This window comes from Streptomyces sp. NPDC044063, from assembly GCF_056434285.1.
In genome coordinates this window covers 17,225-39,590 of sequence record NZ_JBWKFM010000006.1, presented here as the reverse complement: position 1 = coordinate 39,590, position 22,366 = coordinate 17,225, and the positions used below count along the sequence as shown (strand labels likewise).

General features: G+C 72.0%; 20 protein-coding genes. 17 read left to right on the top strand and 3 right to left on the bottom strand.

Going from position 1 to position 22,366, the window contains the following annotated elements; genetic code table 11:
* Nucleotides 1–109 precede the first annotated feature (109 nt).
* A complete protein-coding gene (locus AC07BS_RS09985; protein WP_478644603.1) occupies nucleotides 110–2,314 on the bottom strand; it encodes an elongation factor G-like protein EF-G2 in 2,205 nt (734 codons plus the stop codon).
* Between the two features lie 256 nt (nucleotides 2,315–2,570).
* Between AC07BS_RS09985 and pgsA the strand changes: the two genes are divergently transcribed.
* From pgsA to AC07BS_RS09910, 15 genes are all read left to right on the top strand, one after another.
* Nucleotides 2,571–3,233 carry a phosphatidylinositol phosphate synthase gene (pgsA, locus tag AC07BS_RS09980; protein WP_478931325.1) on the top strand — a complete coding sequence of 221 codons (663 nt, stop codon included), beginning with the start codon at nucleotides 2,571–2,573 and terminating at the stop codon, nucleotides 3,231–3,233.
* Complete coding sequence (locus tag AC07BS_RS09975) at nucleotides 3,230–4,162, top strand: phosphatidylinositol mannoside acyltransferase (RefSeq protein WP_478644599.1); 933 nt, start codon at nucleotides 3,230–3,232, stop codon at nucleotides 4,160–4,162. Before pgsA ends, AC07BS_RS09975 begins: the two co-directional genes overlap by 4 nt.
* Nucleotides 4,159–5,319, top strand: coding sequence for a glycosyltransferase family 4 protein (locus AC07BS_RS09970; protein ID WP_478644597.1), 1,161 nt, complete (start codon nucleotides 4,159–4,161; stop codon nucleotides 5,317–5,319). The genes AC07BS_RS09975 and AC07BS_RS09970 overlap by 4 nt, the downstream gene beginning before the upstream one ends.
* Nucleotides 5,320–5,395: 76 nt before the next feature.
* Entirely contained in the window at nucleotides 5,396–5,938 is a 543-nt protein-coding gene (locus AC07BS_RS09965; protein WP_478644594.1) for a LemA family protein, read from the top strand.
* An 81-nt stretch (nucleotides 5,939–6,019) separates the two neighbouring features.
* Nucleotides 6,020–6,931 carry a pyridoxal 5'-phosphate synthase lyase subunit PdxS gene (gene pdxS / locus AC07BS_RS09960; protein ID WP_478645063.1) on the top strand — a complete coding sequence of 304 codons (912 nt, stop codon included), beginning with the start codon at nucleotides 6,020–6,022 and terminating at the stop codon, nucleotides 6,929–6,931.
* A 79-nt stretch (nucleotides 6,932–7,010) separates the two neighbouring features.
* Nucleotides 7,011–7,601, top strand: coding sequence for a pyridoxal 5'-phosphate synthase glutaminase subunit PdxT (gene pdxT / locus AC07BS_RS09955; RefSeq protein WP_478644591.1), 591 nt, complete (start codon nucleotides 7,011–7,013; stop codon nucleotides 7,599–7,601).
* A gap of 62 nt (nucleotides 7,602–7,663) precedes the next feature.
* The gene (locus AC07BS_RS09950; protein ID WP_478644589.1) at nucleotides 7,664–8,416 is read left to right on the top strand and encodes a YebC/PmpR family DNA-binding transcriptional regulator; all 753 of its coding nucleotides are present in this window, start codon (nucleotides 7,664–7,666) and stop codon (nucleotides 8,414–8,416) included.
* Between the two features lie 124 nt (nucleotides 8,417–8,540).
* On the top strand, nucleotides 8,541–9,110 hold the full coding sequence (ruvC, locus tag AC07BS_RS09945; protein WP_478645061.1) for a crossover junction endodeoxyribonuclease RuvC: 570 nt from the start codon (nucleotides 8,541–8,543) through the stop codon (nucleotides 9,108–9,110).
* Entirely contained in the window at nucleotides 9,107–9,718 is a 612-nt protein-coding gene (ruvA, locus tag AC07BS_RS09940) for a Holliday junction branch migration protein RuvA (protein ID WP_478644587.1), read from the top strand. The genes ruvC and ruvA overlap by 4 nt, the downstream gene beginning before the upstream one ends.
* Before the next feature lie 40 nt (nucleotides 9,719–9,758).
* Entirely contained in the window at nucleotides 9,759–10,817 is a 1,059-nt protein-coding gene (gene ruvB / locus AC07BS_RS09935; RefSeq protein ID WP_478931321.1) for a Holliday junction branch migration DNA helicase RuvB, read from the top strand.
* A gap of 164 nt (nucleotides 10,818–10,981) precedes the next feature.
* On the top strand, nucleotides 10,982–11,476 hold the full coding sequence (gene yajC, locus AC07BS_RS09930; protein ID WP_478644583.1) for a preprotein translocase subunit YajC: 495 nt from the start codon (nucleotides 10,982–10,984) through the stop codon (nucleotides 11,474–11,476).
* A gap of 148 nt (nucleotides 11,477–11,624) precedes the next feature.
* On the top strand, nucleotides 11,625–13,409 hold the full coding sequence (gene secD, locus AC07BS_RS09925) for a protein translocase subunit SecD (RefSeq protein ID WP_478931318.1): 1,785 nt from the start codon (nucleotides 11,625–11,627) through the stop codon (nucleotides 13,407–13,409).
* A gap of 1 nt (nucleotide 13,410) precedes the next feature.
* Nucleotides 13,411–14,532 (top strand): protein translocase subunit SecF, encoded by a 1,122-nt coding sequence (gene secF / locus AC07BS_RS09920; RefSeq protein ID WP_478644577.1) that lies wholly within the window; start codon nucleotides 13,411–13,413, stop codon nucleotides 14,530–14,532.
* Entirely contained in the window at nucleotides 14,529–15,095 is a 567-nt protein-coding gene (locus tag AC07BS_RS09915) for an adenine phosphoribosyltransferase (protein ID WP_478931316.1), read from the top strand. The genes secF and AC07BS_RS09915 overlap by 4 nt, the downstream gene beginning before the upstream one ends.
* A gap of 166 nt (nucleotides 15,096–15,261) precedes the next feature.
* A complete protein-coding gene (locus AC07BS_RS09910; RefSeq protein WP_478644573.1) occupies nucleotides 15,262–17,820 on the top strand; it encodes a RelA/SpoT family protein in 2,559 nt (852 codons plus the stop codon).
* An 81-nt stretch (nucleotides 17,821–17,901) separates the two neighbouring features.
* Here the strand turns inward: AC07BS_RS09910 and AC07BS_RS09905 are convergent, their stop codons facing one another.
* Together AC07BS_RS09905 and AC07BS_RS09900 are read right to left on the bottom strand one after the other, a co-directional pair.
* Nucleotides 17,902–19,131 (bottom strand): DUF349 domain-containing protein, encoded by a 1,230-nt coding sequence (locus tag AC07BS_RS09905; RefSeq protein WP_478644570.1) that lies wholly within the window; start codon nucleotides 19,129–19,131, stop codon nucleotides 17,902–17,904.
* 222 nt (nucleotides 19,132–19,353) lie between these two features.
* Nucleotides 19,354–20,157: a peptidylprolyl isomerase gene (locus tag AC07BS_RS09900; protein ID WP_478644568.1), complete on the bottom strand. Its 804-nt coding sequence runs from the start codon at nucleotides 20,155–20,157 to the stop codon at nucleotides 19,354–19,356.
* 198 nt (nucleotides 20,158–20,355) lie between these two features.
* On the opposite strand from AC07BS_RS09900, the gene AC07BS_RS09895 reads away from it, so the two are divergent.
* Together AC07BS_RS09895 and hisS are read left to right on the top strand one after the other, a co-directional pair.
* A complete protein-coding gene (locus AC07BS_RS09895; RefSeq protein WP_478644566.1) occupies nucleotides 20,356–21,066 on the top strand; it encodes an MBL fold metallo-hydrolase in 711 nt (236 codons plus the stop codon).
* 10 nt (nucleotides 21,067–21,076) lie between these two features.
* The gene (gene hisS / locus AC07BS_RS09890; protein WP_478931313.1) at nucleotides 21,077–22,345 is read left to right on the top strand and encodes a histidine--tRNA ligase; all 1,269 of its coding nucleotides are present in this window, start codon (nucleotides 21,077–21,079) and stop codon (nucleotides 22,343–22,345) included.
* The last annotated feature ends 21 nt before the right edge of the window (nucleotides 22,346–22,366 follow it).

Genomic DNA, 22,366 nt, shown 5'->3' with positions numbered 1-22,366 from the left:
GCGGCCCGTGTCATGGCCGTGTGCTCAGCGTAGTGGGGTGGGGTGGCGCCTGTCGTGGGAGATCGGAAAGCCGCCCGTCCCACGTGAGTTGGGACGGGCGGCTTGTGAACTATGCGCCGTTCTCGGCCTGTTCGCGGATACGGTCGGCGAGCTGCGGGGGCATGGGCTCGTGCCGGGCGTAGGAGCGGCTGAACCGTCCGGTGCCGTGGGAGAGGGAGCGGAGGTCGACCGCGTACCGGCCGATCTCGATCTCCGGTACCTCGGCGCGGACGAGGGTCCGGCCGGAGCCGGACTGTTCGGTGCCCAGGACGCGACCGCGGCGTCCGGAGAGGTCGCTCATGACGGGTCCGACGTAGTCATCGGAGACCAGCACCTGGATCTCGGCGACCGGTTCGAGGAGGTGGACGCGGGTCTCGGCGGCGGCTTCGCGGAGGGCGAGGGCGCCGGCGGTCTGGAAGGCGGCGTCGGAGGAGTCCACCGAGTGGGCCTTGCCGTCGAGGAGGGTCACCCGTACGTCGACCAGGGGGTAGCCCGCGGCGACGCCCCGGGCGGCCTGGGCGCGTACGCCCTTCTCGACGGAGGGGATGAACTGGCGGGGGACGGCGCCGCCCACCACCTTGTCGACGAACTCGATGCCGCTGCCGCCGGGGAGCGGTTCGACCTCGATCTCGCAGATGGCGTACTGGCCGTGGCCGCCGGACTGCTTGACGTGCCGGCCGCGGCCGGTGGCGCGGCCACCGAAGGTCTCGCGGAGGGAGACCTTGTGGGGCACGACGTCGACCTGGACGCCGTAGCGGGTGCGCAGCCGTTCCAGGGCGACGTCGCGGTGGGCCTCGCCCAGGGTCCACAGCACGACCTGGTGGGTGTGCGGGTTGTGCTCCAGGCGCATGGTGGGGTCCTCGGCGACCAGCCGGGCGAGGCTGTGGGAGAGCTTGTCCTCGTCGGCCTTGCTGTGGGCCTCGATGGCCACGGGCAGCAGGGGGTCGGGCATCAGCCAGGGTTCCATGAGCAGGGGGTCGGACCTGCTGGAGAGGGTGTCGCCGGTCTCGGCGCTGACGAGCTTGGCGACGCAGGCGATGTCGCCGGCGACGGCCTGGGCGAGCTGGCGCTGCTGTTTGCCGAAGGGTGAGGAGAGGGCGCCGACGCGTTCGTCGACGTCGTGGTCCTCGTGGCCGCGGTCCTCGAGGCCGTGCCCGGAGACGTGGACGGTCTCGTCGGGGCGCAGGGTGCCGGAGAAGACGCGGACGAGGGAGACGCGGCCGACGTAGGGGTCGGAGGCGGTCTTGACGACCTCGGCGGCGAGCGGGCCCGCGGGGTCGCAGGTGAGCGGGGGGCGTGCGGCGCCGTCGGGGGTGGTGACCTCGGGCGGGGTGCGTTCGGGCGGGGTGGGGAAGCCGCCGGTGATCAGCTCCAGCAGCTCGACGGTGCCCAGGCCCTGGCGGGCGCCGTCCTGGGCGGGCGCGGCGGCCAGCACGGGGTGGAAGCTGCCGCGGGCCACGGCCCGTTCCAGGTCCTCGACGAGGGTTTTGACGTCGATCTCCTCGCCGCCGAGGTAGCGGTCCATGAGGGTCTCGTCCTCGCTCTCGGCGATGATGCCCTCGATGAGGCGGTTGCGGGCCTCCTCGATGCCGGGGAGTGCGTCGTCGCCCGGCGCGGTGTCGGTGCGGACGCCGGAGGAGTAGTCGAAGACGCGCCGGGTGAGCAGGCCGGTGAGGCCGGCCACGGGCCGGTGGCCGTCGGGGCCCTCCTTGCCGTACAGGGGGAGGTAGAGGGGGAGGACGCCGTCGGCGTCGCCCGCGAAGGCGGCGCGGCAGGTCTCCGTCATCTCCTCGAAGTCCGCCCGGGCCGCCTCCAGGTGGGTGACCACGATGGCGCGCGGCATGCCCACGGCCGCGCACTCCTCCCACAGCACGCGCGTCGCGCCGGCGATCCCCTCGACGCCCTCCGCCGCCGAGACGACGAAGAGGGCCGCGTCCGCGGCGCGCAGACCGGCCCTCAGCTCACCGACGAAGTCGGCGTAGCCGGGGGTGTCCAGGAGGTTGATCTTGATGCCCTCCCATTCGACGGGCACCAGGGACAGCTGTACGGAGCGTTGCTGGCGGTGCTCGATCTCGTCGTAGTCCGACACCGCCGAGCCGTCCTCGACCCGGCCCGCGCGGTTCACCGCGCCGGTGGCCAGGGCCAGGGCCTCCACCAGCGTCGTCTTTCCGGAGCCACTGTGGCCGACCAGCACCACGTTCCGGATGTTGCCGGGCCGGTCGGCCGCCACTGCTCTGCCGGCGGCCCCTGGGTGTGCGGTTGTCTTCTCGCCCATGTGTCTCGCCTTCCGGTCGACACCTGCGGTCCTTCGAGCTTTCCACCGTGGTCACGCTGCGTCCATACGTCGCACACGGGGACGCAACCGTCCGCCCCCCGCGGGAGCCGTCGGCGAGCCGTGACCGGGGCGGCCGTGACCTGCGCCATGGCCCGGGGGAGCGATGTGTGCGCGGCGGCCCGGGACGGGCTGGCTACGATGGGCCAGCCGGTGGCCTTCCGACCATCCGGCCCGCTCACTACCTTCCGGGAAGGCCATGCTGAACAAGTACGCGCGTGCGTTCTTCACGCGTGTTCTCACACCGTTCGCCGCCCTGCTCATCCGCCTGGGGGTCAGCCCCGACGCGGTGACCCTCATCGGCACGGGTGGAGTGGTGGCGGGCGCGCTGGTCTTCTACCCCCAGGGGGAGTTCTTCTGGGGGACGATCGTCATCACGCTGTTCGTCTTCTCCGACCTCGTCGACGGCAACATGGCGCGGCAGCTGGGCCGCTCCAGCCGCTGGGGCGCCTTCCTGGACTCGACGCTCGACCGGGTCGCCGACTCGGCGATCTTCGGCGGCCTGGCGCTGTGGTACGCCGGGCGGGGCGACGACCTGGTGCTGTGCGCGGTGGCGATCTTCTGTCTGGCCAGCGGCCAGGTGGTGTCGTACACCAAGGCGCGCGGCGAGAGCATCGGTCTGCCGGTGAACGTCAACGGCCTGGTCGAGCGCGCCGAGCGACTGGTCGTCTCGCTCGTGGCGTGCGGCCTCGCGGGCCTCCACGCCTTCGGGGTGCCGCACATCGAGATCCTCCTTCCCGTCGCGCTGTGGATCGTGGCCGTGGGCAGCCTGATCACCCTGATCCAGCGGGTGATCACCGTCCGCCGTGAGTCGGCCGAGGCGGACGCCGCCGTCGCGGCGGGCGGGGGCGAGGCCGGGTGAGGGAGCGCCTGACGGACGCGCTGTACGGGCTGGGGTGGGGTGCGGTCAAGCGGCTGCCCGAGCCCGTGGCCGACGCTCTGGGGCGGCGCATCGCCGACACCGCCTGGAAGCGGCGCGGCCGGGGCGTCGTACGTCTTGAGGCGAACCTCGCCCGGGTCGTCCCGGACGCGGGACCCGAGCGGCTCGCACAGCTGTCCAGGGCCGGCATGCGTTCGTACATGCGCTACTGGATGGAGTCCTTCCGGCTGCCCGTCTGGAGCGCGGACCGTATCCGCTCCGGCTTCGAGCCCGAGGGCCGCCACCACCTGGACGAGGCGCTGGCCTCCGGGCGCGGTGTCGTCGTCGCCCTGCCCCACATGGGCAACTACGACCTGGCGGGCGCGTGGGTGACCACCCGGCTGGGGATCCCCTTCACCACCGTCGCCGAGCGGCTCAAGCCGGAGACGCTCTACGACCGGTTCGTGGCCTACCGCGAGGGGCTCGGTATGGAGGTGCTGCCGCACGCCGGCGGGAGCGCCTTCGGCACGCTGGCCCGGCGGCTGCGCTCCGGGGGACTGGTGTGCCTGGTGGCCGACCGGGACCTGTCCGCGTCCGGCATCGAGGTGACGTTCTTCGGCGAGGCGACGAAGATGCCCGCCGGGCCCGCCGCGCTCGCCCTGCGGACGGGTGCCGTGCTGCTGCCGGTGATGCTCTGGTACGACGGCTCGCCGGTGATGCGGGGCCGGATAGACCCCCCGGTCGAGGTGCCCTCGGCCGGTACCCGCGCGGAGAAGGCCGCGGCCATGACCCAGGCGGTGGCCGACGCCTTCGCCGCCGGTATCGCCGAGCACCCCGAGGACTGGCACATGCTCCAGCCGCTGTGGCTCGCCGATCTCGACCGGCGGCCCCGGCCCCGCCGCGACGAGAGCTCCGGAACGGAGAAGCCGTGAGGATCGGGATCGTCTGCCCCTACGCGTGGGACGTCCCCGGGGGCGTGCAGTTCCACATCCGTGACCTGGCCGAGCACCTGATCCGGCTGGGGCACGAGGTGTCGGTCCTGGCGCCCGCGGACGACGAGACGCCGCTGCCGCCGTTCGTCGTGTCGGCCGGGCGGGCCGTGCCCGTCCCCTACAACGGCTCGGTGGCCCGGCTGAACTTCGGCTTCCTGTCCGCCGCGCGGGTGCGCCGTTGGCTCCACGAGGGCGACTTCGACGTCATCCACATCCACGAGCCCACCTCCCCCTCCCTGGGGCTGCTGACCTGCTGGGCCGCGCAGGGCCCCATCGTCGCGACCTTCCACACCTCCAACCCGCGCTCGCGGGCCATGATCGCGGCCTATCCGATCCTCCAGCCCGCCCTGGAGAAGATCAGCGCCCGCATCGCGGTGAGCGAGTACGCCCGGCGCACCCTGGTCGAGCACCTGGGCGGCGACGCGGTCGTCATCCCCAACGGCGTGGACGTGGACTTCTTCGCCCGGGCCGAGCCCCGGCCCGAGTGGCAGGGCGGCACGATCGGCTTCATCGGCCGTATCGACGAGCCCCGCAAGGGCCTGCCCGTGGTGATGCGCGCCCTGCCCGCGATCCTCGCCGAGCGCCCCGGCACCCGGCTGCTGGTGGCGGGCCTGGGCGACGAGGAGGAGGCGGTGGCCGGGCTGCCGCCGGAGGTCCGGGGGCAGGTGGAGTTCCTCGGGATGGTCAGCGACGAGGACAAGGCCCGGCTGCTGCGCAGCGTCGACGTCTATGTGGCGCCGAACACCGGCGGCGAGTCCTTCGGCATCATCCTCGTGGAGGCGATGTCGGCCGGGGCCCCGGTCCTCGCCAGCGACCTGGACGCCTTCGCGCAGGTCCTGGACCAGGGGTCGGCGGGTGAGCTGTTCGCCAACGAGGACGCCGAGGCGCTGGCGGCCGCGGCCGTGCGGCTGCTGGGCGACGCCGGGCGGCGGGCCGAGCTGAGCGAGCACGGCAGCCGGCACGTGCGGCGCTTCGACTGGAGCACGGTCGGCGCGGACATCCTCGCCGTCTACGAGACGGTCACGGCCGGGGCGGCGTCGGTCGCCGCGGACGAGCGCGCCGGCTTCCTCTCGCGCTTCGGTCTCGCCCGCGACTGACCTGCCGGGCGGCCGCCGGCCGGGCCCCGCTCGTACCGGCCCGCCGCGCCGCGGCGGCCCGGTACTGTGACCTCGCGTGACCACTTTGATCTGGATCGTCGTCGCCCTGGTCGTCATCGGCGTCTACCTGAGCTGGACGGCGGGCCGCCTGGACCGGCTGCACAGCCGTATCGACGCGGCCCGCGCGGCACTGGACGCCCAGCTGCTGCGCCGTGCCTCGGTCGCCCAGGAGCTCGGCACCGCGGGCGTCCTCGACCCCGCCGCCTCGATGGTCCTCTACCAGGCCGCGCACGCCGCCCGCCAGGCGGAGGAGGAGCACCGCGAGGTCGCCGAGAGCGAGCTCAGCCAGGCGCTGCGCGCCGTCTTCGCCGAGGTGCCGCAGGCCGATGCGGTGCGGGAGGCGCCCGGCGGGGAGGAGTCGCTCCGGGAGCTGACCCAGGCCGTGCGGCGGGTGCCGATGGCCCGGCGGTTCCACAACGACGCGGTCCGGGCGGCCCGGGCGCTGCGCCGGCACCGCACGGTGCGGTGGTTCCGGCTGGCCGGTCACGCGCCGTTCCCCATGGCCTTCGAGATGGACGACGAGCCGCCGGCCGTGCTGGCCGACCGCACAGGCCACTGACCTCGGATTGGCCCTTTTCCCGGCCCTCGCGCCCTGGGTTTGATGACGCTGCAGCTTCACCGCCCTTGATAGCGAGGTCACATCGTGTCCACCCCCACCCCCGCCCAGTCCCCCGAGACCGGCACCGCGCGCGTCAAGCGCGGCATGGCCGAGCAGCTCAAGGGCGGCGTGATCATGGACGTCGTCAACGCCGAGCAGGCGAAGATCGCCGAGGACGCGGGCGCCGTGGCCGTCATGGCCCTGGAGCGGGTCCCGGCCGACATCCGCAAGGACGGCGGAGTGGCCCGGATGTCCGACCCGAACATGATCGAAGAGATCATCGGCGCGGTCTCCATCCCCGTCATGGCCAAGTCCCGCATCGGCCACTTCGTCGAGGCCCAGGTCCTCCAGTCCCTCGGCGTCGACTACATCGACGAGTCCGAGGTCCTGACCCCGGCCGACGAGATCAACCACTCCGACAAGTGGGCCTTCACCACCCCCTTCGTCTGCGGTGCCACCAACCTGGGCGAGGCCCTGCGCCGCATCGCCGAGGGCGCGGCCATGATCCGCTCCAAGGGCGAGGCCGGCACCGGCAACGTCGTCGAGGCCGTCCGCCACCTGCGCCAGATCAAGAACGAGATCGCCAAGCTGCGCGGCTTCGACAACAACGAGCTGTTCGCCGCCGCCAAGGAGCTGCGCGCCCCCTACGAGCTGGTCAAGGAGGTGGCCGAGCTCGGCAAGCTGCCGGTCGTCCTCTTCTCCGCCGGTGGCGTCGCCACCCCGGCCGACGCCGCGCTGATGCGTCAGCTCGGTGCCGAGGGCGTCTTCGTCGGCTCCGGCATCTTCAAGTCGGGCGACCCGGCCAAGCGCGCCGCCGCCATCGTGAAGGCCACCACCTTCTACGACGACCCGAAGGTCATCGCGGACGCCTCCCGCAACCTGGGCGAGGCCATGGTCGGCATCAACTGCGACACCCTGCCCGAGGCCGAGCGCTACGCCAACCGCGGCTGGTAACACCCCGTTCTCCCCGGTGGGCGGTCCGCGGCGGTACGGCGGGCCGCCCTCCCGGCTTCACATCTCCGAGAGGCAGCACGTGTTCACCCCCACCATCGGCGTCCTCGCCCTCCAGGGCGACGTCCGCGAACACCTCGTGGCCCTGGCCGCGGCCGACGCCCTCGCCCGGCCGGTGCGCCGTCCCGAGGAGCTCGCCGAGGTCGACGGCCTGGTCATACCCGGCGGCGAGTCCACCACCATGTCCAAGCTCGCGGTCGTCTTCGGGATGCTGGAGCCGCTGCGCGAGCGCGTACGGGCCGGCATGCCCGTCTACGGCACCTGCGCGGGCATGATCATGCTCGCCGACAAGCTCCTGGACGGCCGAGAGGACCAGGAGACCCTGGGCGGCATCGACATGATCGTGCGCCGCAACGCCTTCGGCCGGCAGAACGAGTCCTTCGAGGCGGCGGTCGAGGTGGCGGGCGTCGAGGGCGGCCCCGTCGAGGGCGTCTTCATCCGCGCGCCGTGGGTGGAGTCGGTGGGCGCCTCGGCGGAGGTCCTGGCGACCTACGACGGCCACACCGTCGCCGTGCGCCAGGGGAACGTCCTGGCCACGTCCTTCCACCCGGAGCTCACCGGCGACCACCGGGTCCACGGCCTGTTCGTGGACATGGTGCGCGCCGCGCAGTAGCCGGGTCCCGGTAGGATCTCTGTCGTTCGTTACGAATTGGGTTACGCGAAGGAGACAGGCGGATGTCCGGCCACTCTAAATGGGCTACGACGAAGCACAAGAAGGCCGTGATCGACGCCAAGCGCGGCAAGCTCTTCGCGAAGCTCATCAAGAACATCGAGGTCGCGGCCCGCATGGGTGGCGTCGACATCGAGGGCAACCCGACGCTCTACGACGCCATCCAGAAGGCGAAGAAGCAGTCGGTCCCGAACAAGAACATCGACTCCGCGGTCAAGCGCGGCGGTGGCCTCGAGGCCGGCGGCGCCGACTACGAGACGATCATGTACGAGGGCTACGGCCCGAACGGTGTCGCGGTGCTCATCGAGTGCCTCACCGACAACCGCAACCGCGCCGCCTCCGACGTGCGCGTCGCCATGACCCGTAACGGCGGCTCCATGGCCGACCCGGGCTCGGTCTCGTACCTCTTCAACCGCAAGGGCGTCATCATCGTCCCCAAGGGCGAGCTCTCCGAGGACGACGTGCTCGGCGCGGTCCTGGACGCCGGTGCCGAGGAGGTCAACGACCTCGGCGAGTCCTTCGAGGTCCTCAGCGAGGCCACCGACCTGGTCGCGGTCCGCACCGCGCTCCAGGAGGCCGGCATCGACTACGACTCGGCCGAGGCCAACTTCGTGCCCACCATGCAGGTGGAGCTCGAGGAGGAGGGCGCGCGCAAGATCTTCAAGCTGATCGACGCGCTCGAGGACAGCGACGACGTCCAGAACGTCTTCGCCAACTTCGACGTCTCCGACGACGTGATGGCCAAGGTCGACGCGTAACGCGTCCGGCGATGGTCGGCCGACGGGCCGGCGGGGAACACACCCCGCCGGCCCGTCGGCATGACCGGCCGTTGTCAGTGGCAGCCGATAGCCTGCCGGGCAAGTGATCGAGGGGAGGGGCACGATGCGGGTGCTGGGCGTGGACCCGGGGCTGACGCGCTGCGGCGTCGGGGTGGTCGAGGGCACGGCGGGCCGTCCGCTGCGCATGGTGGGCGTCGGCGTCGTACGCACCCCCGCCGAGGCCGAGGTGGCCGACCGCCTCGTCCTGATCGAGCGCGGCATCGAGCAGTGGCTCGACGAGCACCGCCCGGAGTACGTCGCCGTCGAGCGCGTCTTCAGCCAGCACAACGTCCGCACGGTCATGGGCACCGCCCAGGCCAGCGCGGTCGCCATGCTCTGCGCGGCACGCCGCGGGCTGCCCGTCGCGCTGCACACCCCCAGCGAGGTGAAGGCCGCCGTCACCGGCTCGGGCCGGGCCGACAAGGCCCAGGTCGGCTCCATGGTCACCCGGCTGCTGCGGCTCGACGCCCCGCCGAAGCCCGCCGACGCCGCCGACGCCCTGGCCCTGGCGATCTGCCACATCTGGCGGGCCCCCGCGGCCGGCCGCCTGCAACAGCTCGCCGCCGCGCAGCAGCTCGCCGCCGCCCAGCGGCGTGTCACCGCACCCGTACGACTCCCGAAGGGCATTCGATGATCGCCTTCGTCTCCGGGCCGGTCGCGGCCCTCGCGCCGGACACCGCCGTTATCGAGGTCGGCGGCATCGGTATGGCCGTCCAGTGCACGCCGGGCACCATCGCCGCCCTGCGCGTCGGCGAGCAGGCCCGGCTCGCCACGTCCCTCGTCGTGCGCGAGGACTCCCTGACGCTCTACGGCTTCGCCGACGACGACGAGCGGCAGACCTTCGAGCTGCTGCAGACCGCGAGCGGCGTCGGCCCCCGCCTCGCGCAGGCCATGCTGGCCGTGCACAGCCCCGACGGGCTGCGGCGCGCCTTCGCCGCCGGCGACGAGAAGGCGCTCACCGCCGTGCCGGGCATCGGCAAGAAGGGTGCCCAGAAGCTGCTGCTGGAGCTCAAGGACCGGCTGGGCGCGCCCGTGGGCGCGCCGGCCGCCGCGGCCCCGGCCGTCGCCGCCGCCGGCTGGCGGGACCAGCTGCACGCCGCCCTCGTCGGGCTGGGCTACGCCCCCCGCGAGGCGGACGAGGCGGTCGCCGCCGTCGCCCCGCAGGCCGAGGCCGCCGGGGGCACGCCCCAGGTGGGGCAGCTGCTCCGGGCCGCCCTGCAGACCCTGAACCGGGCCCGCTGACCCGGCGCCGGCACTCTTCCACGAGCGTGAGGAACACCCTGTGAACTGGGACGACGCGACGACCGACCGCCTCGTCGACACGGTCGCCGACGGCGAGGACCGGGCCGTCGAGGCCGCGCTGCGGCCGAAGGACCTGGGCGAGTTCGTCGGTCAGGAGCGGGTCCGTGAGCAGCTGGACCTGGTGCTGAAGGCCGCCCGCGCCCGCGGCGCGACCGCCGACCACGTCCTGCTGTCCGGCGCCCCGGGGCTCGGCAAGACCACCCTGTCGATGATCATCGCCGCGGAGATGGGCGCCCCCATCCGCATCACCTCGGGCCCCGCCATCCAGCACGCCGGCGACCTGGCGGCGATCCTGTCCTCCCTCACCGAGGGCGAGGTGCTCTTCCTCGACGAGATCCACCGCATGTCCCGGCCCGCCGAGGAGATGCTCTACATGGCGATGGAGGACTTCCGGGTCGACGTCATCGTGGGCAAGGGCCCGGGCGCCACCGCCATCCCGCTGGAGCTCCCGCCGTTCACGCTGGTCGGCGCCACCACCCGGGCCGGCCTGCTGCCGCCCCCGCTGCGCGACCGCTTCGGCTTCACCGGCCACATGGAGTTCTACGCACCCGTCGAGCTCCAGCGCGTCATCCACCGCTCGGCCCGGTTGCTCGAAGTCGGGATAGAGGACGGCGGCGCCGCCGAGATCGCCGGCCGCTCCCGGGGGACGCCCCGCATCGCCAACCGCCTGCTGCGCCGGGTCCGCGACTACGCCCAGGTCAAGGCGGACGGCGTGGTGACGCAGGAGATCGCGGCGCAGGCGTTGCAGGTGTACGAGGTCGACGCGCGGGGCCTGGACCGGCTGGACCGGGCCGTGCTCGGCGCCCTGCTGAAGCTCTTCGGCGGCGGTCCCGTCGGGCTGTCCACCCTGGCCGTGGCGGTCGGCGAGGAGCGCGAGACCGTCGAGGAGGTGGCCGAGCCCTTCCTGGTCCGGGAGGGTCTGCTGGCCCGTACACCCCGGGGTCGCGTCGCCACCCCGGCGGCCTGGACCCACCTCGGGCTGACCCCTCCGCAGCACGGCGGGGGCGGCTCCGGCCAGCGGGGACTCTTCGAGGGGTGACGGCGCGGGGGCTGGTCCGGCCAGGAACCCCGGTGTCATGCTGGGCGTTGTTCCATAGGTGCGGGCTCGCTTAGACTCCGCCGATGCCGTCCTTACCGGTGCGGCATACCACCCCCGTAGACCAGGCCGCGTCCCCAGCGGTCGTGTGAAGGAAACCCCGTCCCGTGAATATCGTGACTCTCCTGCCGTTCATCGTGCTTATCGGGGCCATGTTCCTGATGACCCGGTCGGCCAAGAACAAGCAGCGCCAAGCGGTCCAGATGCGCGACCAGATGCAGCCGGGTACCGGTGTCCGGACGATCGGCGGCATGTACGCCACCGTCAAGGAGATCAACGACGACACCGTCCTCCTGGAGGTCGCGCCGGGCGTTCACGCCATCTACGCGAAGAACGCGATCGGCGCCGTGCTGGAGGACGCGGAGTACAACCGCATCGTCCACGGCCTGGAGCCGGAGGAGACCCCCGTCGTCCCGGACGACGCCTCCGCGCTGACCGAGGCCGTCGAGACCGGTGAGCCCCCGGCCGAGCAGAAGATCGACCTCCACAAGGACGGGGAGCCGAAGAAGGCCGCGGACGACGCCCAGGACGCCACGCCGGGCGAGCCGGCCGAGGCGGAGGCGAAGGACGCCAAGCGGGACGGCGGCACGGACGCCAAGTAGCCCCTTTCCGGAACCGCGGAGCACCCACCGAGCGGTGCGCCGCGGTTCCGTTACGGTCTAGGCTCCGGCGGGGGCAGGTCCCCACAACACATCGTGGCCGTCCGGCGAACACCCGACGCCCGGCGGTTGGACAGGGAGAAACGACAAGGTGGCAGCACCGAAGAAGGGCCGTAGGTCCCCGGGCGGCCAGGGGAGGCCGGGCCGTGTCCTGGCGCTGATCCTGATCGCCATGGTGGCGCTCACCGGGGGGATGTTCGCCTCCGGGCGCACCACGCCGCGGCTGGGCATCGACCTCGCGGGAGGCACGAGCTTCACGCTGGAGGCGAAGAACCAGCCGGGCAAGCCCAACGCGATCAACACGACCAATATGAACACGGCCGTCGGCATCATCGAGCGGCGTGTCAACGGTCTCGGTGTCACCGAGGCCGAGGTGCAGACGCAGGGCGCCAACCACATCATCGTGAACATCCCCAAGGGGACGAACGCGAAGCAGGCCCGCCAGCAGGTGGGCACCACCGCCCAGCTCGCCTTCCGGCCCGTGCTGACCGCCACCGCCGGCGCCAAGGCCCCCGAGCCCACGCCCGGCGCCACGGGTGACAAGTCCGCCGACAAGGGCGCGCAGGACGGCAAGAAGGACGACAAGAGCAAGCCGTCCGGCTCGCCGTCGCCCACCGCCAGCGCCAGCCCCCAGGGCCGTGCCGTCACCGACGCGCTGAAGGCCGACAAGGCCGACGCCACCCCCGGCGCCTCCGCGGGCAAGCAGGACGCGAAGAAGGACGACAAGAAGTCGCCGACTCCCGCCCCGACGCCGGGCGCCGGTGACATGGCCGCCCTGCAGAAGAAGCTCGACGCGCTGGACTGCTCCACCAAGGAGGGTCGCGCCAAGGCGAACGAGGCGGCCTCCGCCGCCAAGCCCACCGACATGATCGTGGCCTGCCGCAAGGACGGCCAGGTCAAGGAGGTCCTGGGCCCGGTCGCCGTCGAGGGCACCAACATCAGCGGCGCCAGTGCCGTCATCGACACCCAGCAGGGCAAGGGCTGGCTCGTCCAGCTGAAGTTCGACTCCTCCGGCGCCAAGAAGTTCGCCAACGTCACCGGTCAGCTGGCGACCAAGCCGTCGCCGCAGAACCAGTTCGCGATCGTCCTGGACGGCGAGGTCGTCTCCGACCCGTCCGTGAGCAGCTCGATCGGCGGCGGCCAGGCGGAGATCTCCGGCGGGTTCACCCAGCAGAGCGCCACCGACCTGGCCAACGTGCTGTCCTACGGTGCCCTGCCGCTGTCGTTCGACGTCGTCAACGAGACCACCGTCACCGCCGCGCTCGGCGGCGAGCAGCTGCGCGCCGGTCTGATCGCCGGTGCCATCGGCCTCGCCCTCGTCGTGATCTACCTGGTGGCGTACTACCGCGGTCTCGCGCTCGTCGCCCTCGCCAGCCTCGCGGCCTCGGCCGTCCTCACCTACACGATCATGGTGCTGCTCGGCACGGCCATCGGCTTCGCGCTGAACCTGCCGGCCGTCTGCGGTGCCATCGTGGCCATCGGCATCACCGCCGACTCCTTCATCGTGTACTTCGAGCGCATCCGGGACGAGATCCGCGAGGGCCGCACCCTGCGCCCGGCCGTGGAGCGCGGCTGGCCGCGCGCCCGCCGCACCATCCTGGTGTCCGACTTCGTGTCCTTCCTCGCCGCCGCGGTGCTGTTCGTCGTCACCGTCGGCAAGGTGCAGGGCTTCGCGTTCACCCTCGGTCTGACCACGCTGCTCGACGTCGTCGTGGTCTTCTTCTTCACCAAGCCGCTGATGACGATCCTCGCCCGCCGCAAGTTCTTCGCCAGCGGCCACCCCTGGTCCGGCCTGGACCCCAAGCGTCTCGGCGTGAAGCCGCCGCTGCGGGCCTCCCGCCGCTCCGCCGCCCCCGTCGACCCGAAGGAGGCATGAGATGTCGCGACTCGGCACCCTCGGCGCCCGGCTCTACCGCGGTGAGGTCGGCTACGACTTCGTCGGCAAGCGGAAGATCTGGTACGGCATCTCGATCCTCATCACCATCACGGCCATCGTCGGCCTGGCGGTGCGCGGCCTGAACATGGGCATCGAGTTCTCCGGCGGCGCGGTCTTCAACACCCCGAAGACCTCGGTCTCGGCCTCCCAGGCCCAGCACGTGGCCGAGGACACCTCCGGCCACACCGCCGTCGTCCAGAAGCTGGGCAACGGCACCCTGCGCGTCCAGGTCAGCGAGCTGACCACCGAGCAGTCGCGCAAGACCCAGGAGGCGCTGGCCAAGAAGCTCGACGTCCCGCTGGACAAGGTCAACACCGACATCGTCGGCCCGAGCTGGGGCGACCAGATCGCGAACAAGGCCTGGACGGGCCTCGTGATCTTCATGGTCCTGGTGGTGATCTACCTCGCCATCGCCTTCGAATGGCGCATGGCGGTGGCGGCCCTCGTCGCGCTGATCCACGACCTCACCATCACCGTCGGCGTCTACGCGCTGGTGGGCTTCGAGGTCACCCCGGGCACCGTGATCGGTCTGCTGACCATCCTCGGCTACTCCCTCTACGACACCGTCGTCGTCTTCGACGGTCTCAAGGAGAGCGCGAAGGACATCACCAAGCAGACCCGCTTCACCTACAGCGAGATCGCCAACCGCAGCCTCAACGGCACGCTGGTCCGCTCGATCAACACCACCGTCGTGGCGCTGCTGCCGGTGGCCGGCCTGCTGTTCATCGGCGGCGGCTTCCTCGGCGCGGGCATGCTCAACGACATCTCGCTCGCCCTGTTCGTCGGCCTCGCGGCCGGCGCCTACTCCTCGATCTTCATCGCCACCCCGCTGGTCGCCGACCTCAAGGAGCGCGACCCGCAGATGAAGGCCCTGGCCAAGCGGGTGCGCTCGCGCCGCGCCGCCGACGCCGCCAAGGCCGAGGCGGGCGACCTCGCCCCGACCGAGGACGCCGCGGACGAGGACGACGTCCAGGACGCCCCGGCGGGCCTCGTGGGCCAGCGCGGACAGAGCACCGGACGCGGCCGGGGCCGCGGCGGCCGCCCCTCGGGGAAGCGCCGATGAGCGCCACCCGCGCCTCGGGCGCCGACCAGGAGCTGCGCGAGCTGCTGCTCAGCCGCATCCACGACGTCCCGGACTACCCCAAGCCGGGCGTGGTCTTCAAGGACATCACCCCCCTGCTCGCCGACGCCGACGCGTTCACCGCGCTCACCGACGCCTTCGCCGGCCTGTGCCGGCGGTACGGCGCCACCAAGGTGGTCGGCCTGGAGGCGCGCGGCTTCATCCTCGCCGCCCCCGTGGCCGTGCGGGCCGGCCTCGGCTTCGTGCCGGTGCGCAAGGCCGGCAAGCTGCCCGGCGCCACCCTCGCCCAGGCCTACGACCTGGAGTACGGCACCGCCGAGATCGAGCTGCACGCCGACGCCCTCGACGCGGGCGACCGCGTGCTCGTCATCGACGACGTGCTGGCCACCGGCGGCACCGCCGAGGCCTCGCTCAAGCTGATCCGCAGGGCGGGCGCCGAGGTCGCCGGGGTCGCGGTCCTGATGGAGCTGGGCTTCCTGCCCGGCCGCGCCCGTCTGGAGCCCGCCCTCGGGGGCGCGCCCCTGGAGGCGCTGATCACGGTCTGAGCCGCCCGGGGACGGGCGTGAGCACGCGGCGGCGGGCACCGGGGAAGTCCCCGGTGCCCGCCGCTGTTGTTCCGGTTGCCGCCCCGTGCGAGGCGGCCCGGCGGCCGGGATCGATACCATGGCAGTCCGGACCTGAACGGGGGGCCGGTACGCATGAGGAGTGCTCTTGCCAGACGAGGTCCAGCCGCTCACCGCCGCATCGCAGGACGAGAAGCCGTCGCCCGAGGCCGCGGCGGTCACGGGAACGCCCTCCACCGGCCGCCCGGGCGGCGCCGAGGGGCCCGACCGGGGCGCGGCCGACGAGCGGAGCCGGCCCCAGGCCGCGAGCACCCCGCACCACAAGGCCGCCCCGCAGCCCGGGGCCGCGCGGCCCCAGCCGCCCGCCGCCCCGGCCCGCACCACCGGCGCGCAGGGCGCCGTCTCCCGCCCCGGCTCCTCCAGCCGGGTCCGGGCCCGCCTCGCCCGGCTGGGCGTACAGCGCTCCAGCCCGTACAACCCGGTGCTGGAACCGCTGCTGCGCATCGTGCGCGGCAACGACCCCAAGGCCGACACGGGCACGCTCCGCCAGATCGAGCGCGCCTACCAGGTCGCCGAGCGCTGGCACCGCGGCCAGAAGCGCAAGAGCGGCGACCCGTACATCACCCACCCCCTCGCCGTCACCACGATCCTCGCCGAGCTGGGCATGGACCCGGCCACCCTGATGGCCGGCCTGCTGCACGACACCGTCGAGGACACCGAGTACGGCCTGGAAGACCTGCGCCGTGACTTCGGCGACCAGGTCGCCCTGCTCGTCGACGGCGTCACCAAGCTCGACCGGGTGCAGTTCGGCGAGGCCGCGCAGGCCGAGACCGTGCGCAAGATGGTCGTCGCCATGGCCAAGGACCCGCGCGTCCTGGTCATCAAGCTCGCCGACCGCCTCCACAACATGCGCACCATGCGCTACCTCAAGCGGGAGAAGCAGGAGAAGAAGGCCCGCGAGACGCTGGAGATCTACGCCCCGCTGGCGCACCGGCTGGGCATGAACACCATCAAGTGGGAGCTGGAGGACCTCGCCTTCGCGATCCTCTACCCCAAGATGTACGACGAGATCGTGCGTCTCGTCGCCGAGCGGGCCCCCAAGCGCGACGAGTACCTGGCCGTCGTCACCGACGAGGTCCAGGCCGACCTGCGCGCCGCCCGCATCAAGGCGACCGTCACCGGCCGCCCGAAGCACTACTACAGCGTCTACCAGAAGATGATCGTGCGGGGCCGCGACTTCGCCGAGATCTACGACCTGGTGGGCATCCGCGTCCTCGTCGACACCGTCCGCGACTGCTACGCGGCGCTCGGCACCGTCCACGCCCGGTGGAACCCGGTCCCGGGGCGGTTCAAGGACTACATCGCGATGCCCAAGTTCAACATGTACCAGTCGCTGCACACGACGGTCATAGGGCCCAGCGGCAAGCCGGTCGAGCTGCAGATCCGCACCTTCGACATGCACCGCCGCGCCGAGTACGGCATCGCCGCGCACTGGAAGTACAAGCAGGAGGCCGTCGCCGGCGCCTCCAAGATCCGCACGGACGTACCGAAGAACGCCGGCAAGAACCAGGACACCGTCAATGACATGGCCTGGCTGCGGCAGTTGCTGGACTGGCAGAAGGAGACCGAGGACCCGGGCGAGTTCCTGGAGTCCCTGCGCTTCGACCTCTCCCGCAACGAGGTCTTCGTCTTCACGCCCAAGGGCGACGTCATAGCGCTCCCGGCGGGCGCCACCCCCGTCGACTTCGCGTACGCCGTCCACACCGAGGTCGGTCACCGCACCATAGGCGCGCGGGTCAACGGGCGGCTCGTACCGCTGGAGTCGACCCTCGACAACGGCGACCTCGTCGAGGTCTTCACCTCCAAGGCGCCCGGCGCCGCGCCCTCCCGGGACTGGCTGGGCTTCGTCAAGTCCCCCCGCGCCCGCAACAAGATCCGCGCCTGGTTCTCCAAGGAGCGCCGCGACGAGGCCATCGAGCAGGGCAAGGACGCCATCGCGCGGGCCATGCGCAAGCAGAACCTGCCGATCCAGCGCATCCTCACCGGCGACTCCCTGGTCACCCTCGCCCACGAGATGCGCTACCCCGACATCTCCTCCCTCTACGCCGCCATCGGCGAGGGCCATGTCGCGGCCCAGGGCGTGGTGCAGAAGCTCGTCCAGGCCCTCGGCGGCGAGGACGCGGCGACGGAGGACATCGAGGAGGAGGCGGCGCCGATCCGCGGCCGCTCCAAGCGCCGCTCCAGCGCCGACCCGGGCGTGGTCGTCAAGGGCGTCGACGACGTCTGGGTGAAGCTGGCCCGCTGCTGCACGCCCGTCCCGGGCGACCCGATCATCGGCTTCGTCACCCGCGGCAACGGCATCTCGGTGCACCGCGCCGACTGTGTGAACGTCGACTCGCTCTCGCAGCAGCCCGAGCGGATCCTCGACGTCGAGTGGGCGCCCACCCAGTCGTCGGTCTTCCTCGTCGCCATCCAGGTGGAGGCGCTGGACCGGTCCCGGCTGCTGTCGGACGTCACCCGCGTCCTGTCCGACCAGCACGTCAACATCCTGTCCGCCGCCGTGCAGACCTCCCGGGACCGGGTGGCCACCTCGCGCTTCACGTTCGAGATGGGTGATCCGAAGCACCTGGGCCATGTGCTCAAGGCGGTGCGCGGCGTGGAGGGCGTCTACGACGTCTACCGCGTGACGTCGGCCCGCAGGCCGTAACGGCGACACCTGGCAAGCGACACGAGTAAGGGGCTCCGGCAACTGCCGGAGCCCCTTACGCGTTACGTCAGAGCGGGCGGATCAGCCGCCGAACTCCTCCAGCCCCTTCAGAGCCTGGTCCAGCAGCGCCTTGCGGCCCTCCAGCTCCTTGGCGAGCTTGTCGGCCTTGGCGTCGTTGCCCGCGGCCCGCGCCTTGTCGACCTGCTCCTGGAGCTTGTCGACCGCGGACTGCAGCTGCCCGGTCAGACCGGCCGCACGAGCCCGGGCCTCCGGGTTCGTCCGCCGCCACTCGGACTCCTCGGCCTCCTGGATGGCGCGCTCGACCGCGTGCATCCGGCCCTCGATCTTCGGCCGGGCGTCGCGCGGCACATGGCCGATGGCCTCCCAGCGCTCGTTGATCGAACGGAACGCGGCCCGCGCCGACTTCAGGTCCGTCACCGGGAGCAGCTTCTCGGCCTCGACGACCAGCTCCTCCTTCATCGTGAGGTTGCCCTGCTGCTCGGCGTCGCGCTCGGCGAACACCTCGCTGCGCGCCTGGAAGAAGACGTCCTGCGCGCCGCGGAACCGCGCCCACAGCTCGTCCTCGGCCTCGCGCTGAGCGCGCCCTGCCGCCTTCCACTCCGCCATCAGCTCGCGGTAGCGCGCGGCCGTCGGGCCCCAGTCGCCCGAACCGGACAGCGCCTCGGCCTCGGCGACCAGCGCCTCCTTGGTCTTGCGGGCCTCCTCGCGCTGCGCGTCCAGCGAGGCGAAGTGCGCCTTGCGCCGCTTGGAGAACGCCGAGCGGGCGTGCGAGAAGCGGTGCCACAGCTCGTCGTCCGTCTTGCGGTCCAGGCGGGGCAGGCCCTTCCAGGTGTCCACCAGGGCACGCAGCCGCTCGCCGGCCGAGCGCCACTGCTCGCTCGCCGCGAGCTCCTCGGCCTCGGCGACCAGCGCCTCCTTGGCCGTGCGGGCCTCCTCGGACTGCTTGGCCTTGGCCGCCTTGCGCTCCTCGCGGCGCTTGTCGACGTCGGCCACGAGCGCGTCGAGCCGGGTCCGCAGCGCCTCCAGGTCGCCCACCACATGGTGCTCGTCCACCTGGACACGCAGGTGGTCGATGGCGGTCGTCGCGTCCTTGGCCGAGAGGTCGGTGGTCCTCACCCGCCGCTCGAGGAGGCCGATCTCGACGACCAAGCCCTCGTACTTGCGCTCGAAGTAAGCCAGCGCCTCCTCCGGAGACCCCGCCTGCCACGATCCGACAACCTGCTCGCCGTCGGCGGTACGCACGTACACGGTCCCCGTCTCATCGACGCGGCCCCACGGGTCGCTGCTCACAGCGCCTCCTCCACATGATGCCGCGGCCGGTGTGCGGCCCGCGTGCATCGTCCACAGTTGTGCCGGACGGGGCCGCGCCCCGACCGGTCCGACAGCTTGATCATCCGGGTGCGTACAGCCGCCGGATCAGGCACCCTACACAACGCCAACATAGGCGAATCGCGCCCCGGCTGTCCGTATCCCGCGCGACCGAAATTTCGTCGCCGGGGCGTCAGGATCGCGTCAGGACTTCGCCACCGCCGCCTTGTCGATCACGACGGTGGCGTTCGGGGCACCGTCACCGGCGCCGGACTGCTCGCCCGCGTCGGCGATCTTCTTCAGCGTCTTCATGCCCTCGGCGCCGATCGTGCCGAACGGGGTGTACTGCGGAGGCAGCGGGCTGTCCTGGTAGACGAGGAAGAACTGGCTGCCACCGGTGTGCGGCTGGCCGGTGTTGGCCATCGCGATCGTGCCCGCGGGATAGACGTTGCCCTTGAGACGGGAGTCCTTGAGGTTCTCGTCCGGCAGGGTGTAGCCCGGGCCGCCCTGACCGGTGCCCTTCGGGTCGCCGCACTGCAGCACGTAGATGCCCGCGGTGGTCAGCCGGTGGCACTTGCTGTGGTCGAGGAACCCTTCCTTCGCCAGGAACTCGAAGGAGTTGACCGTGTGCGGAGCGTTGGCGGCGTCGAGCTTGACGTCGACCGTGCCGCACGTCGTGGAGAGCTTCATGGCGTACGAGGCCGACGTGTCGACCGACATCTCCGGCTCGGACTTCCACGTCTTGGTGCTGGGGGAGCCCGGAGCCGGCTTGGCGCAGGGGTCCGGACCCTTCGACGGGGTCGGGGCGTCGGCCGCGTCCGCCGTGTCCTTCTTCCCGCCGCCGGACAGCGCGTACGCCGTCGCACCGGCGGCCACCACCACGGCGAGACCGCCGGCGATCACCGCGTTGCGGAGGCGGGCCTTGCGGCGCGCCGCCTCGCGGCGCTGCTGCTGCCGCTCGAACTTCTCGCGGGCCAGCTGTCGCCGCCGCTGCTCGTTACTGACCACCGGGTCGTCTCCTCGTGCCGTCTCGTGCATGTCCTGAGCCGCGAATCGCGAGTGTGCCCGTACCGTATACGGGTTCGCGGCGGCAGGAGTGCCGCCGGTAGGCTCTGTCGCGGTCGGGTGTCTCCGCCGGAGGCTCCGGCCGGGGTCGCGGCCCTGCCCGACGACCGACCGAAGACCGACCGACCATTAAGGACGAACGTGCTGATTGCCGGGTTCCCCGCCGGGGCCTGGGGGACCAACTGTTATCTGGTCGCCCCGGCCGCAGGCGAGGAGTGCGTGATCATCGACCCGGGCCACCAGGCGGCCCAGGGCGTCGAGGAGACGCTGAAGAAGCATCGGCTCAAGCCCGTCGCCGTCGTCCTCACCCACGGCCACATCGACCATGTCGCCTCGGTCGTCCCGGTGTGCGGCGCCCATGACGTCCCGGCCTGGATCCACCCCGCCGACCGCTACATGATGAGCGACCCGGAGAAGGCCCTCGGCCGCTCCATCGGGACGCAGCTCATGGGCGAGCTCACGGTGGGCGAGCCGGACGACGTCAAGGAGCTCGCCGACGGCAGCACGCTTCAGCTCGCCGGGCTCGAGTTCTCCGTCGCCCACGCGCCCGGGCATACCAAGGGGTCGGTGACCTTCCGGATGCCCGAGACCGCCGAGATCCCGTCGGTGTTCTTCTCGGGCGACCTGCTGTTCGCCGGCTCCATCGGACGCACCGACCTGCCCGGCGGTGACCACGCCGAGATGCTCCAGTCGCTGGCCCGTGTGGCCCTGCCGCTGGACGACTCGACCGTGGTGCTGTCCGGCCACGGCCCCCAGACGACCATCGGCCGCGAGCGCGCCACCAACCCGTACCTCCGGGACGTGGCCGCCGGCCAAGGAGCCGCGCACCCGGCTCCGCGACGAGGAATGTGACGAGACTTCCGTGAGCACCTTCAAGGCCCCCCGGGGCACCTACGACCTGATCCCGCCGGACTCGGCGGTCTACCTCGCCGTCCGCGAGGCCATCTCCGCGCCCCTCAAGCGGGCCGGCTACGGCTATGTCGAGACCCCCGGCTTCGAGCAGGTGGAGCTGTTCTCCCGCGGCGTCGGCGAGTCGACCGACATCGTGACCAAGGAGATGTACACCCTCACCCAGCGCAGCGAGGGCAGCGAGCGCCTCGCCCTGCGCCCCGAGGGCACCGCCTCCGTGCTGCGCGCCGCGCTGGAGGCCAACCTCCACAAGGCGGGCAACCTCCCCGTCAAGCTCTGGTACTCGGGCTCGTACTACCGCTACGAGCGCCCGCAGAAGGGCCGCTACCGCCACTTCTCGCAGGTCGGTGCCGAGGCCATCGGTGCCGAGGACCCGGCGCTGGACGCCGAGCTGATCATCCTGGCCGTCGACGCCTACAAGTCGCTGGGCCTGAAGAACTTCCGCCTGCTGCTGAACTCGCTCGGCGACAAGGAGTGCCGTCCCGCCTACCGGGCCGCCCTGCAGGACTTCCTGCGCGGTCTCGAGCTGGACGACGACACCCGCCGCCGTATCGAGATCAACCCACTGCGCGTCCTGGACGACAAGCGCGAGGACGTCCAGAAGCAGCTGGTCGGCGCCCCCATGCTCCGCGACCACCTGTGCGAGGCGTGCAAGGAGTACCACGAGCGGGTGCGCGAGCTGCTGACCGCGGCCGGCGTCGCCTTCGAGGACGACCTCAAGCTGGTCCGCGGCCTGGACTACTACACCCGCACCACCTTCGAGTTCGTCCACGACGGCCTGGGCTCGCAGTCCGCCGTCGGCGGCGGCGGCCGCTACGACGGCCTGTCCGAGATGATCGGCGGCCCCGCGCTGCCGTCCGTCGGCTGGGCGCTCGGCGTGGACCGTACGGTGCTGGCGCTCCAGGCCGAGGGCATCGAGCTCGAACTGCCCGCCCCCACCCAGGTCTTCGCGGTGCCGCTGGGCGAGGAGGCGCACCGGGTGCTGTTCGGCGTGGTGACCGAGCTGCGCCGGGCGGGCGTGGCGACGGACTTCGCCTTCGGCGGAAAGGGTCTGAAGAACGCCATGAAGTCGGCCAACCGTTCCGGCGCGCGTTTCGCCCTCGTGGCGGGCGAGCGGGACCTGGCCGAGGGCATGGTGCAGCTGAAGGACCTGGGGAGCGGTGAGCAGCGGGCCGTTCCGCTCGACACCGTGGTGAGTGAAGTCCGTTCGGCCCAGGGCTGATTCACAGGCTGCTGGTGCAGA